Genomic DNA, 12,470 nt, shown 5'->3' with positions numbered 1-12,470 from the left:
CGCAAAACTCGATACAACGAAAATCTAAAACAAACAAAAGGCTTGAGCGGCAAAAGCCATTCAAGCCCTCTGAATATCAGATGATGTCGAAACCGCTATTAAGCAGCTTCAGCAGTCTTCTTGGCGATCTGGCGGCGCAGGAGACGAGCGCGCATGCTCAGTTCGTTTTCGCCGGACTTCAGAAGGAAGGCATCGAGGCCGCCACGGTGTTCAACGGAGCGCAGAGCGGCTGCGGAAACACGCAGGCGGAAGCGCTGGCCGAGAGCATCGGAGATCAACGTGACCTGGCAGAGGTTCGGAAGGAACCGGCGCTTGGTCTTGTTGTTGGCGTGGCTGACGTTGTTGCCCGTCTGGACGCCCTTGCCGGTCAATTCGCATACACGGGACATGGGTACACCTATTTCGTTTCGTCTGTTTCACCACTGGCTCGCCACCGGCAAAACCGGGGTGGCAATCCAACTGGCCATGATTGGAAAGTTGCGGTTCTATAGTCAGACGGGACTTAACAGTCAAGCCGCCCGCGAGCAAATCAAAGGAAATTCCGGCGTTTTCAACCGTCGTCCGCTTTTTTATTGCCACAAGTCAGCGTATATGATCGCCCGATAAGGCCGCTTCCGCGCCTCTTTTAAGGTGATATCGAAATGATTGCCAGAGGAAAAAGCATTTTCATAGCCGCTACCATGGCGCTTGCGGGTGTCTCCCCCTCGCTCGCCGCCGAAGCGCGCCACACAAGCGAATACAGCATCAATCTCGGCATTTTGCCGATTGCGCGGGCAAGTTTTTCGACTCGCATGGATGGGCCGAATTATTCGATCTCCGGTTCCTTCAGCGCCGCCGGCCTTGCCAGCATCCTCAAGGATATTTCCGGCAAAACGACGGTTTCCGGCGCCAAGCGCGGCCACCGGCTGCAGGCCAATGAATATTCGCTGGTCTACAAGGACGGCAAGCGGGTGCGCACCTATGACGTCGTCTATCGCAACGGCAACGTCACATCGACGACAGTGAAACCCGAGCCTAAGGCGCGGCCGGACAACTGGGTTGACGTGAAGGACCGCGATCTGCGCTCGGTTCTCGATCCGATTTCCGGTCTCATCATTCCCGCGGGCGGCCGCATCTGCCCGACTCGCCTGCCGATCTATGACGGCGAATCGCGGCTGGATCTCGTTTTGAGCTCCAGCGGCACCAAGCCGTTCAAGACCAATGGTTTTAATGGCGACGCCATCGTCTGCAAGGCGCGTTATGTGCCGAAGTCGGGCTATCGGCAGGGACGCAAGGATATCGAATATCTGAAATCCATTTCGATGGAGATCTGGTTTGCGAAATCCAACAACATGGATGTCTATGCGCCGGTCTACGCCATCATTCCGACGCGGGTGGGACAGGTCTACATTACCGCTACGAAATACGGCGGCTGATTGCTGGCGCATGGCGGGGTAAGTGACACGGCGGTGCGGTTCGGTTCTTCTCCCCGCCGGGGAGAAGAAACAAGTGGCATCCGCTCATTCCGCCGGCATTGCGCTGAGAATTACGGCGCATCGCCCGGCGACCAGCCGGGTTCCGCCATGACGAAGCTCGAAAAGGCAAAGCCCGGCGAGACGGTGCAGCCGACGAGGGTGAAATCGCCGAGGCTTTCGGCCGATTGCCAGCAGTTGGCGGGAACGATCACCTGCGGGCGCTCGCCTTCCAGAATGGCGGGGCCGAGCGTGAAGGTCTGCACCTCTCGGCCGTCCTGCGAAAGATGCAGCGCGATCGGCGCGCCGGCATAATAGTGCCAGACCTCGACCGCATCGGTGACCCGATGCCAGTGCGAGCGATCGCCTTTTTCCAGGAGATAATAGATCGCCGTGGAGTGGCCGCGCTCGCCGCCGGCCTTGTCACGGAAAGTCTGGTGGTAAAAACCGCCCTCGGGATGTGGCTCCAGCCCCAGTTCACGAATGATCGCCTGCGCGGATATATCCGTTCCCATCAGAAATTGTCCTTGCGCGTGCGGATTTCCGCGAAGACGTCGGCATCGGTGGCGCTTTCCAGGCCAAGATATTTGCGGATGCCGGGATCGGCCACCCGCATATAGGGATTGGTCTGTTTTTCGAGCCCGATGCTGGTGGGAATGGTGAATTCATTCGCCTGCCGCGCCTTTTCCACCTGCTCCGCGCGGTCGCGCAGCACGGTATTGTCGGGATCGACGGTCAAGGCGAAACGGGCATTCGTCAGCGTATATTCATGGCCGAAATAGACCTTGGTCTCATCCGGCAGGGCAATGAGTTTCTGGAAGGAGTGCCACATATCCGCCGCCGGGCGTTCGAACAGGCGACCGCAGCCCATGGCGAACAGCGTATCGGCGGCAAACAGCAGCCCGTCATCCGGCATATAATAACAGATATGTCCCGCCGTATGACCGGGTGTGGCGATGATCTGAACGCGGCGACCGGCGAATTCGAATTCGTCGCCATCGGCCTGCGAGCGGTCGAGCCCGGGTATTGCAACAGCCTCATCATAGGGACCGTGAATTTCGCACTGAAACTTGTCCTTCAGCGCCAGATTGGCTTCCACGTGGTCCTGATGATGATGGGTGGTGAAAATATGGGTGAGCTTCCAGCCGTGGCCGTCGAGAGCATGCAGGATAGGGCCTTCTTCCGGGGCGTCGATGGCGGCGGTCGCTCCGCTTTCGGGGTCATGCAGGAGAACCCCGAAATTGTCGCTGCGGCAAAGAAAGACGTCTATTTCCAAAGGTTTCATCTTATCCTCTCCATTTGCCGGCCAAAACCGGCGCATTCGCCCGCCTGATCTTCTATGTAAGGGCAGACGCCTTGAAGTCCAACCGCCTGATGCTACATTCTCGCCATGAATACCGATATCGTCGATCTGCGCGAATTCTATCATTCTCCGCTTGGCCGCTCGGCCGAGCAGGCGATCACCATGGCGCTTTCGACGCTCTGGCCGCCTTTGCCGGAAGAGCGTCTGGTCGGGCTGGGTTATGCCGTGCCGTTTCTGGACCGGTTCCGCCGCGATACGGAGCGCACCTTCGCCTTCATGCCGGCGGGGCAGGGGGCGGTGAACTGGCCGGCGGGCGAGCTTTCCTCCACCGCGCTGGTGTTCGATGAAGAACTGCCGCTGCCTGATTCGTCGATAGACCGGGTCCTGATGGTGCATGCACTGGAATTTGCCGAAAATCCGCGCGAAACGCTGAAAGAACTCTGGCGGGTGCTGGCGCCCGGTGGCCGCCTCGTCATCGTGGTGCCGAACCGGCGCGGTGTCTGGGCACGCATGGAACATACGCCCTTCGGTTCCGGAAGGCCCTATTCGCGCGGGCAGCTGACGGCGCTTTTGCGCGAAACCAATTTCACACCGGGCGCCTCCGCGGAGGCGCTGTTCTTCCCGCCGACCACAAGCCGGCCGGTGCTGAAATTCCGTCGTTATCTCGAGCATACCGGTCGCCGGCTGTGGCCGCTATTTTCCGGTGTCATCGTGGTGGAAGCGCAAAAACGCCTCTATCAGGGATTGCCCGTCACGCAGCGCGCCTCGCGCCGGGTTTTCGTGCCGGTTCTGGCGCCGCAGGGGGTGCCCACCACCCGCGCCGCCGTGCAGCAGGGAAAGCCGCGCTAACCCTCGACAAAACGCACATTCCGGTCTAATGCCTCCGGCATTGCTTTTGCCGGGTTCTCCGGCGCATTTCCAAAGGTCGATCAAATGAGTGCAGAGCTTAGCCAACCTGTTCCGCGTCCGGGTATTCTGGATATCGCTGCTTATGTTCCCGGCAAGGAACATGTGGACGGTGTTGCGAAGGTTTATAAGCTCTCCTCCAATGAAACGCCGCTTGGGCCCAGCCCGAAAGCCATAGAGGCCTTCGGCACCGCGGCCAGCCATCTGGAAATCTATCCGGACGGACAGGCGATTGCGCTGCGCCAGGCGATTGCCGACGTGCACGGTCTCAACATTGCGAATATCATGTGCGGCAACGGTTCGGACGAGCTGCTCGGCATGCTTTGCCACGTCTATCTGGGCGCGGGCGATGAGGCGATCATCACCGAACATGGTTTCCTCGTCTACAAGATCCAGATCATGGGCGCGGGCGCGACCCCGGTGACGGTGAAGGAAAAGGACTGCGCGGTGGACGTGGATGCGATCCTCGCCGCCGTGACGCCGAAGACGAAGATGGTTTTCGTCGCCAATCCCGGCAATCCCACCGGCACCTATGTTCCCGTTGCGGAAATCCGCCGCCTGCAGGCCAGCCTGCCGAAACATGTCGTGCTGGTGCTGGATGCGGCCTATGCCGAATATGTCCGCAAGAACGACTACGAGGCCGGGCTTGAGCTGGTATCCGGCAACCGCAACGTGGTGATGACCCGCACCTTCTCGAAGGTCTATGGTCTCGCCGCCCTGCGCGTCGGCTGGATGTATGGTCCCGCCGCCATCATCGATGCGCTGAACCGCGTGCGCGGCCCATTCAACATGAGCGCGCCGGCCATTGCTGCCGGTGCCGCTGCGATTCGCGATCAGGCCTTCGTAGAGAAGGCCGTGGCGCATAACGCGCTGTGGATGGAAAAGCTGGTCACGACCTTTACCGGCCTTGGTCTCACCGTCACACCATCCGTCACCAACTTCATCCTCATCCATTTCCCGGATCAGGACGGCAAGCGGGCAACGGATGCCGACGAGTTCCTGAGCCGCCGCGGTTATATTCTGCGTGCAGTGCGCGGTTACGGCTTCCCGAATGCGCTGAGAATGACCGTCGGTTCTGAAGAGGCCAATCTCGGCGTCATCGCTGCTCTTACCGAGTTCATGGGGCAGGCGTGATGGCTGAGATCATGTTTGAACGCATCGCGCTGATTGGCATCGGCCTGATCGGCTCGTCGATTGCCCGCGATATCAGGGAACTGGGTCTTGCCCGCCATGTGACGATTTCCACCCGCAGCGAAGAGACGCTGAAACGGGCGGAAGAACTGGAGCTCGGCACGGATTACACCGTTTCGGGGGCGGAGGCGGTCAAGGATGCCGATCTCGTCATCGTCTCGGTGCCTGTTGGTGCATCGGAAAGCGTGGCACAGCAGATCGCGCCGCATCTGAAACCGGGAGCTATCGTTACCGATGTCGGCTCCACCAAGGCCTCGGTTATCGCGCAGATGGCTCCGCATATGCCTGATAACGTGCATTTCATTCCCGGCCACCCGCTGGCGGGTACGGAAAAATCCGGCCCGGATGCCGGTTTTGCCGGTCTCTTCCGCGACCGCTGGTGCATCTTCACGCCGCTGCCGGGCACGGATGCGGCGGCGCTGGAAAAGCTCAAGGATTTCTGGCGCGCGCTCGGCTCCCGTGTCGATGAAATGGATGCCGAACACCATGACAAGGTTCTGGCGATCGTTTCGCATCTGCCGCACATCATCGCTTACAATATCGTCGGCACGGCGGATGATCTGGAGACGGTGACCGAATCGGAAGTCATCAAATATTCCGCCTCTGGTTTCCGTGACTTCACCCGTCTGGCCGCCTCCGATCCCACCATGTGGCGCGATGTCTGCCTGCACAACAAGGATGCCATCCTTGAAATGCTGGCGCGGTTTTCCGAAGACCTCGCCTCCCTGCAAAGGGCGATCCGCTGGGGAGAGGGCGACAAGCTGTTCGAGTTGTTTTCCCGCACTCGCGCCATCCGCCGCTCTATCGTGCAGGCCGGTCAGGATGTCGATGCGCCGGACTTCGGGCGTCATGCGCTGGATCAGAAGAAGTAAGGCGCATTTCGCTTATAGTCGTGGTGGGATTTGATCCGGCCCATAACGCCCGCCGGCAAAGTGCCAAAGCCTCCCCGTCGTCATCCTCGGGCTTAACCCGAGGATCCACGATCCGACGCGCATGGATCCTCGGGTCAAGCCCGAGGATGACGTCGAGTATAAATCAATCCCTCAGATCGGCGGAATCTTTCCAAGCGGGATAAAGCCGCTGACCGTGGCGCGGCCGCGGTCCACCACGAGATCGACGGACGCCCGGTCACCACCTCCGGCGAGCGCGCCGAGCAGCTTGCGGGCCGTATCGATGGTGGATTGCAGCTGCGGAAAGGCCTGCTTGGCATTATCAGACCATGAGCCGAGCTTTTCGATCTCAAGCTTGAACTGGCCGGAGAGATAGCCCTCATTGTCGAAAGAGAAGGGGCCGCTGATGCGCATGGTGCGGCCCTCGCCAATATCGGCCACCAGACGGCGAAGCTCGCCGCTTGCGCCATAGAGACCCGACTTGTCGCTGCCATCCACCATGCCTGCCTTGCCCGCGAGCGTGACATCAACGATGGCATCGAGGCGGGGAAGAACCTGCGGCCAGTCCTTGATGACGGTCGCCGAATCGGTGAGCGTGATTGCGCCATCGAGATCGGCCCCGTTCTGGCGCAGATGCATTTCCGTCTTGACGGCATCAAAATCGATGGTCTGGCCGGTGACCGAGGAAACCGCCTGCGCCTTCAGTCCGTCGATGACGAGCGAGCTGCGGTCAATGCCCTTCAGTTTGGTGACGATGCTGGACTGCATGTTCTTCCAGGCAGCCGAAATCGTCAGGCCGTGGGCGGAACGGATTTCCGCGGGCGAATCGAGTTCCCAGACGATATGGCCGGGATTATAGACCTGCGCCGCCGAGCGAAGTTCGCCGAAGGAAGCGGAAACGCCGTTCTGGCTGTCATCCACCGTCACCTTCGAGCAGAAGAGGCCGATGCGGAAGGGATAACCCTTGAAGGCGATATCGCCGCATTCCCCGCTGACGCTGCGGGCCTGCGAAGGAGAAATGACGTTCAGCACCGTCTGCTTCAGCCTGTCGGCGGCATAAAACCATCCGGCAGTGTAAAGTCCGATGACCACCACAATGGCGATGGCGAGCCAGAGGAATTTTTTGGTCGTGCCGGATTGGCTTGACGCTGCCATATTGATCTCCGATGAACAGACTTCAGGGAATTTTGATTTGGCTTGGGATATGGACGATTTTTGGGTCTTTGGCTACGGTTCGTTGATGTGGAACCCCGGCTTTGCCTTCGAGGAGAGGCAGCAGGCGCGGCTGCACGGTTATCGGCGCTCGCTCTGCATCAGTTCCAACTTCTATAGAGGTACGGAAGAAAAGCCCGGTCTCGTTCTCGGTCTGGAGCGCGGCGGCTCCTGCCTCGGCGTCGCCTTCCGCGTGCGCGGACAAGACCGCGACCCCGTGATGGTCTATCTGCGCGAGCGCGAACTGGTGACCAATGTCTACAAGGAGCGGATGGTTTCCATCGCACTGTCAGATGGCAGGCGCGGCAGCGCCGTGACCTATGTGGCCGACCCCGCGCATGAGCAATATATCGGCGGTCTCGGCGTTGCCGAATCGGCGACCATCGTCGCGGCGGCAACGGGCCGGTCCGGGCCGAATACGGATTATGTCTTCAACACCGTGCAGCATCTGCAGGAGATGGGCATTCGCGACTCACTGCTGGAAAGCATTGCCAAAAATGTCGGCACGCTCGCCGCTCAGCCGGCCGTGGTTTCCTTGCCCTGAAGTTCAGCGATCCGCTTTACGGCAGTCGGCGGCAGCGGCAGGTGGGGATTGTTGCGCACGGTTTCCAGCAGCAATTCGTCGCTCGCCTTTTCCGTCACATCGATCAGACGCTTGAAGAACACATCGGGGTCCAGCCCCGGCTCGATGGCCGGCAGGATACGCACCTTGAAATGGCCGGGATAGCGCATCGTGGAACGGCGCGGCCAGAACAGGCCGGGATGCATGGCAACGGGAATGACCGGCACCTGCAGATCGCGGTAAAGCCGGGCGATACCGTAACGGTATTCAGGCTCGGCGCCCGGCGGGCGGCGCGTGCCTTCGGGATAGATGATGAGTTCGCGGCCGGCGGCCATTTCCTCTTTCGCCCGCTCCATGACCTTCAGCATCACCTTGCCGCGTGCGGCGCGGTTGACCGGTATCATGCGCTGTTTCATCACATACCAGCCGAACAGCGGAATCCACATCAATTCCCGCTTCAGAATGTAAACGGGGTCCGGCAGATTGGGTAGCAGCGCATAGGTATCCCAGAAGGACTGGTGCTTCGGCGCAAAGATGCAGCCGGTCTCGGGAATGTTCTCCAGCCCCTCGATCTCGAAGGTGGTGCCGACGATGGTTTTCATCAGCCAATGGTTGGACCGCGCCCAATTCTTGGGAATTTCGAATGCGATCTTGCGGGGCAGGATGAAATAGATCGGCGTCAGCACGATCATGCGGACAATCAGGTTGAGATAAAACAGCGTATTGAAAAGAAAAGAGCGCAGCTTGAGCATCAACAGCCTTCCCGGGATGCAGCCGTTCCGAAACTTTGAGCGCCTCGATGCCGGATGCCGATGCCAGACGCCTACACGAAAACAAGGGGCCGCAGCAAGGGTGTTCTCGCGGGTCAGGGCGAAGCGGTCGCCACCTTCGGGGTGGAGTGGTCGGCGGCTGCCTTGCGCAGCCCGTCGCCCTTGCCGAAGCCGGTGAGGTCGCGCCCGGCCGCGGCCACGAACTTCAGATATTCGTAGAGCATGGTTCTCACCACATCCGGCTCCACGAACCAGTTGGTGCGGGCGAGATCGGCGCTGATGACGGGATAGGCGATGAATTCCGTCTGCGGGCTGGCGCTGCGCAATTCATGCAGGCTGCGATGCATATGATAATTGTTGGTGACGACGACGATGGAGGAATAGTTGTGGTCACGTATCCAGCTTGCCGCCTCATTGGCGTTGCCGATCGTGTCTATGGCCTTGTAGCCCATATCCACGCAGCAGGAGAACATGTCGGATGACCCTTGAGTCATCTTGCGAATCTGCGAGCGGGTGGTGGCGGGGTTGACGCCTGATATCAACAGCCGCTTGCCCACGCCGTCCCTGAGCAGGCCGACCGCCTGTTCGATACGCTGATAGCCGCCGGTGAGCACAATGATGGCGTCGCCTCTCGCCCCTTCCGGCGGGCGCATGGAGGCTACGGAATCGGCAAACCACAGGAAGCCGCCTGAAAAAACACCAAGAAGAACGACGCAGAGCAGGATGAAGCCGCGAATAAAACGGCGCAAAGGACCACGCCGCGACAACAGGCACTTTCTGGCCGGCCGCGCCGTCGTCTGATCCTGGTCCATCCGACTCACAAACATTCCTCCTGAATACTCGCCGATTAAGGCAAGGAACAGGCATTTTTGTCCACCGTCTGCAGGTTACATCCGGCCTGTGACGGTTTCAGTTCTACCGCAGGATTCCGGTGGTATCCTCACGACGCGAGGCCGTCACTTTTCGATGGATCGGAGCGGACGCGGTCAATATCGTCGATGGTGCGGATGACGGTCATGCGCGCCGTGATGGTGGTGAGAAGCGCGATGATGATCATCGTCATGGCGATGCCGAGATAACCGCCGAGTCCGACCGAAAACGAGCCAAAAAGCGCGCTTGCCTGATCGCTTTGCGGTGTGGCGACCGTGCTCGATTGCCAGAAGCCGGCGACCAGGAACACGGCGGCTGCCAGTGCGCTGCCTGCCGCTGCCCCCTTGAGGCTGATCTTCAGGAAGTGCTTCTGGAATTCGCGCGCCACGAAGCTGCTTTCGGCACCGACGAAATGCAGCACCTCGACAATATGCCGGTTGCCGGAAAGCGCGCCGCGCGTGGCGAACACCACCGTCAGCACCATGGCCGTGAAAACGAGGATGAGGACGCCGACGCCGATCATGACTGTAGTTCTGGCCATGGAGACCAGCCTGTCGACCCAGGTGCGGTGATCGTCGAGAAATGCCTGCGGGATTTCCGCTTTCAGCATATCCCGCATGGCCTGGAAATCGGGCGGATTGCTTTCATCGATGGTGATGACGACGAGACGCGGAATGGGAAGTTCGGAAAGGTCGAGACCGCTGCCGAGCCATGGTTCCAGCAGGCGCGATGTCGCCGCATCGTCGAGGATCGTGCCATCCCGCGTGCCGACAAAGGTGAGCGCCAGATTACGCGCCTTGTTCAGCGCCGCATTCATGTCCAGCCCGTCCTCAGGCTTGATCTGAATGGTAATCTCGCGGGAAATCTGGCTCTGCCAGGTGGCGGCGGTGGCGCGCACCATGGAGACCGCGCCGAGCGTCAGACAGGCAAGGAAGGCCATGATGGCGATCACCACCATCAGCGCATTGCCCTGAATGTTGGAGGGCGGCAGGATGGGCGCCATGGGGCGGATGCGCATGGGCGGGCGCTTCGGCTGCGCGGCTTCCGGTTTCAGCTGTTTGCGGTTGATCTCATTCATAGATATCGAGCCGCCCTTCGGTGAGGATCATCCGGCGCGCATCGATCTGGTCCATCAGGCCAAAATCATGGGTGGCGATGACGACGGCCGTGCCCAGCCGGTTGAGCTCCAGGAAGAGGTTGAGCAGGCGTTTGGCCATGGGCGGATCGACGTTGCCGGTCGGTTCGTCGGCCAGCAATATTTCCGGCTGGTCCATCAGCGCGCGGGCAATGGCGGCGCGCTGCTTTTCCCCGCCGGAAAGAATGGCCGGCAGCACATTGATGCGCTCGCCGAGCCCGACCCATTTCAGAAGCTCGATCACGTCGTTGCGATAGGCGCTCTCTTCCTTGCCGCGCACACGCAGCGGCAGGGCGACATTCTCATAGGTCGTCAGATGATCCAGCAGCCGGAAATCCTGAAACACGATGCCGACACGGCGGCGCAGCATCGGCAGCTCGCTGCGCGGGATGCGCGACACGTCGCGGTTGAACATGCGGATATTGCCGCGCGTCGGCTGCAGCGACATCAAAAGCAGGCGCAGAAGCGTCGTCTTGCCTGCGCCCGACGGGCCGGTCAGAAACTGGAATGACCCCTTGGGAATGTCGAAGGTCATATCCCTCAGGATCTCGGGTCCCATGCCGTAACGCAACCCGACATTTTCGAAATGGATCAACGGACTTCCAGTCTCTTCGTTTCGTGGTGGTTCGCAAGCCGCTGGCGCGTTGGGTTCGGTGTCGGGGGTTAACCCGGATCCGGTGACCCGTGCGAGCCGTTTTTGCGAAGCATTAACCAATTAAATTTAAAACTTGGCAGGATTCGTTGCAATGCCCAGTTTTGCGGGCCGGAAAACCTGACCGGGGAATTCTATGGCTATGTTCCGTTCATCTCGCCGGCAAGCGGCATTCGATTTTGACCTCCTGATGCCGGAAACGCCGGTGCGCCGTTCGGCGCGGGCGGCAAATCCCGACCGCGACGTGGTAGACGCTGAATTTGTCACCATCAAGGAAAACCGTGCGCGCCAGCCCGGAAATGACAATCGTGGCGCAGCGCGCCGGCAGGCGGTAAAGCCGCCCATTACCCTCCCCATGCTGGGCCTCGCCTTCATCGGCTGGGTGGATCGCAGATTGTCGCGCCTTTCGGCGGATGCCTATTCGGCACTGGTGGCCGGCCTCGCTATTTTTGTCTTCGTATGCTCGGGTGGTCTCTCGGTCGTAGTACCGGAAAAGACGGCCGCCGCGGCCCCGGTCAGCCCGCTCGCCATTTCCCATGTTACCGTGACCCCGCAGGAAGCGGGCGGCATGGATATTCTGCTCATCAACGGCATCGTGGAAAACAATGGCGGCAATCTGGAAGAGGTGCCGGCCCTTCGCGCCGATCTCTTCGCCGCCAAGGGGCAGCTGGTGGCCAGCATGGTCATCGAACCGCCGGTGAAAGAGATGCAGCCCGGTTTCAGTCACGGTTTTTCGGCAAAACTGCGCCATCCCGGTGGAAAAACGCCAGAGATCAAGCTTTCCTTCGTCGAGGCGGGTGCGTCCGAACGCTGACTGTGCTAACGCCTGTCTTCTATTTTTACTGAAAGGTAAAATCGGCAAGGCGCAGCACAGGAGTAAGAATGCCCGTCGTCCGTGGAAAAAATATCGAGCCGCTTTATACCGCCGAGCAGATCGCCGAGCGCAATCGCGACATGGCCAAGCACATTGCCAGCGGCCCGACCAAGGATTTGCTGGTCATTGCCGTGCTCAAGGGATCGTTCATTTTCGCGGCCGATCTTATCCGCGCGCTGCATGACAGCGGCCTTGCGCCCGAAGTCGAATTCATCACGCTGTCGAGCTATGGCACCGGCACGGTTTCGCAAGGCGTCAGGATCGTCAAGGATATCGACAGCGATGTGAAGGATCGCGATGTGCTCCTGATCGACGATATTCTGGAATCCGGCCGCACGCTGCGTTTCGCCAAGGAACTGCTCTATGAGCGCGGCGCGCGCCACGTCACCATCGCCGTGCTGCTCGACAAGAAGGTGAAGCGCAAGGAAGATCTGGAGGCCGATTATGTCGGTTTCGAATGTCCAGATTATTTCGTCGTGGGTTACGGCATGGACGTGGCCTATGCCTTCCGCGAACTGCCTTTCGTCGGCGTCGTGACCGGCGACGCCTGACTACTTCTCCCGTGCCGGAACGGCACAGGGCGGAGACGCCTCATTAACCATTCACCCAGCCAAAGCCTGGGTGTTTACCTCTTGAAAAGAGGAGCCTGCGATG

General features: G+C 60.1%; 16 protein-coding genes. 8 read left to right on the top strand and 8 right to left on the bottom strand.

What is annotated here, in order from left to right:
- Nucleotides 1-98: 98 nt before the first annotated feature.
- A complete protein-coding gene (gene rpmB, locus V6S97_RS15080; RefSeq protein WP_003509888.1) occupies nucleotides 99-389 on the bottom strand; it encodes a 50S ribosomal protein L28 in 291 nt (96 codons plus the stop codon).
- On the opposite strand from rpmB, the gene V6S97_RS15075 reads away from it, so the two are divergent.
- Entirely contained in the window at nucleotides 388-606 is a 219-nt protein-coding gene (locus V6S97_RS15075; RefSeq protein ID WP_099087313.1) for a hypothetical protein, read from the top strand. The two genes, rpmB and V6S97_RS15075, sit on opposite strands and share 2 nt — an antisense overlap.
- A 35-nt stretch (nucleotides 607-641) precedes the next feature.
- A complete protein-coding gene (locus tag V6S97_RS15070; protein WP_334427314.1) occupies nucleotides 642-1,415 on the top strand; it encodes a DUF3108 domain-containing protein in 774 nt (257 codons plus the stop codon).
- 110 nt (nucleotides 1,416-1,525) lie between these two features.
- Here the strand turns inward: V6S97_RS15070 and V6S97_RS15065 are convergent, their stop codons facing one another.
- Nucleotides 1,526-1,966 carry a cupin domain-containing protein gene (locus V6S97_RS15065; RefSeq protein WP_162691912.1) on the bottom strand — a complete coding sequence of 147 codons (441 nt, stop codon included), beginning with the start codon at nucleotides 1,964-1,966 and terminating at the stop codon, nucleotides 1,526-1,528.
- Nucleotides 1,966-2,736, bottom strand: coding sequence for a hydroxyacylglutathione hydrolase (gene gloB, locus V6S97_RS15060; protein WP_060724966.1), 771 nt, complete (start codon nucleotides 2,734-2,736; stop codon nucleotides 1,966-1,968). Before gloB ends, V6S97_RS15065 begins: the two co-directional genes overlap by 1 nt.
- A gap of 105 nt (nucleotides 2,737-2,841) precedes the next feature.
- Here gloB and V6S97_RS15055 point away from each other — a divergent pair, with 105 nt between their 5' ends.
- The 3 genes from V6S97_RS15055 to V6S97_RS15045 all read left to right on the top strand — a co-directional run bounded on the left by V6S97_RS15055 (nucleotide 2,842) and on the right by V6S97_RS15045 (nucleotide 5,723).
- On the top strand, nucleotides 2,842-3,603 hold the full coding sequence (locus tag V6S97_RS15055) for a class I SAM-dependent methyltransferase (protein ID WP_209788272.1): 762 nt from the start codon (nucleotides 2,842-2,844) through the stop codon (nucleotides 3,601-3,603).
- Nucleotides 3,604-3,687: 84 nt separating this feature from the next.
- Nucleotides 3,688-4,794: a histidinol-phosphate transaminase gene (gene hisC, locus V6S97_RS15050; protein WP_003509893.1), complete on the top strand. Its 1,107-nt coding sequence runs from the start codon at nucleotides 3,688-3,690 to the stop codon at nucleotides 4,792-4,794.
- Nucleotides 4,794-5,723, top strand: coding sequence for a prephenate/arogenate dehydrogenase family protein (locus V6S97_RS15045; RefSeq protein WP_111784694.1), 930 nt, complete (start codon nucleotides 4,794-4,796; stop codon nucleotides 5,721-5,723). The genes hisC and V6S97_RS15045 overlap by 1 nt, the downstream gene beginning before the upstream one ends.
- A gap of 171 nt (nucleotides 5,724-5,894) precedes the next feature.
- Here the strand turns inward: V6S97_RS15045 and V6S97_RS15040 are convergent, their stop codons facing one another.
- Nucleotides 5,895-6,896, bottom strand: a complete 1,002-nt coding sequence (locus V6S97_RS15040) for a DUF2125 domain-containing protein (protein ID WP_080866936.1) — start codon at nucleotides 6,894-6,896, stop codon at nucleotides 5,895-5,897.
- A 49-nt stretch (nucleotides 6,897-6,945) separates the two neighbouring features.
- On the opposite strand from V6S97_RS15040, the gene V6S97_RS15035 reads away from it, so the two are divergent.
- Nucleotides 6,946-7,497 carry a gamma-glutamylcyclotransferase gene (locus V6S97_RS15035; RefSeq protein ID WP_003509900.1) on the top strand — a complete coding sequence of 184 codons (552 nt, stop codon included), beginning with the start codon at nucleotides 6,946-6,948 and terminating at the stop codon, nucleotides 7,495-7,497.
- Here V6S97_RS15035 and V6S97_RS15030 read toward each other — a convergent pair.
- From V6S97_RS15030 to ftsE, 4 genes are all read right to left on the bottom strand, one after another.
- Entirely contained in the window at nucleotides 7,470-8,267 is a 798-nt protein-coding gene (locus V6S97_RS15030) for a lysophospholipid acyltransferase family protein (protein ID WP_003509902.1), read from the bottom strand. The two genes, V6S97_RS15035 and V6S97_RS15030, sit on opposite strands and share 28 nt — an antisense overlap.
- A 113-nt stretch (nucleotides 8,268-8,380) precedes the next feature.
- On the bottom strand, nucleotides 8,381-9,097 hold the full coding sequence (locus tag V6S97_RS15025; RefSeq protein WP_334427541.1) for a YdcF family protein: 717 nt from the start codon (nucleotides 9,095-9,097) through the stop codon (nucleotides 8,381-8,383).
- 128 nt (nucleotides 9,098-9,225) lie between these two features.
- Nucleotides 9,226-10,233: a cell division protein FtsX gene (locus tag V6S97_RS15020; RefSeq protein ID WP_003509918.1), complete on the bottom strand. Its 1,008-nt coding sequence runs from the start codon at nucleotides 10,231-10,233 to the stop codon at nucleotides 9,226-9,228.
- Nucleotides 10,226-10,885, bottom strand: a complete 660-nt coding sequence (gene ftsE / locus V6S97_RS15015) for a cell division ATP-binding protein FtsE (protein ID WP_003497447.1) — start codon at nucleotides 10,883-10,885, stop codon at nucleotides 10,226-10,228. The genes V6S97_RS15020 and ftsE overlap by 8 nt, the downstream gene beginning before the upstream one ends.
- A gap of 199 nt (nucleotides 10,886-11,084) precedes the next feature.
- Here ftsE and V6S97_RS15010 point away from each other — a divergent pair, with 199 nt between their 5' ends.
- Both V6S97_RS15010 and hpt read left to right on the top strand, forming a co-directional pair.
- Entirely contained in the window at nucleotides 11,085-11,756 is a 672-nt protein-coding gene (locus V6S97_RS15010; protein WP_065695115.1) for a DUF3426 domain-containing protein, read from the top strand.
- Nucleotides 11,757-11,824: 68 nt separating this feature from the next.
- Nucleotides 11,825-12,367 carry a hypoxanthine phosphoribosyltransferase gene (hpt, locus tag V6S97_RS15005; RefSeq protein ID WP_003509922.1) on the top strand — a complete coding sequence of 181 codons (543 nt, stop codon included), beginning with the start codon at nucleotides 11,825-11,827 and terminating at the stop codon, nucleotides 12,365-12,367.
- Nucleotides 12,368-12,470: the final 103 nt, after the last annotated feature.

Origin of the sequence: Agrobacterium sp. CCNWLW155 (assembly GCF_036888815.1) — a bacterium.
GTDB lineage: Bacteria > Pseudomonadota > Alphaproteobacteria > Rhizobiales > Rhizobiaceae > Agrobacterium > Agrobacterium radiobacter.
Note: the sequence above shows the minus strand (reverse complement) of the source record. Positions and strands in the feature narration are given on the sequence as shown.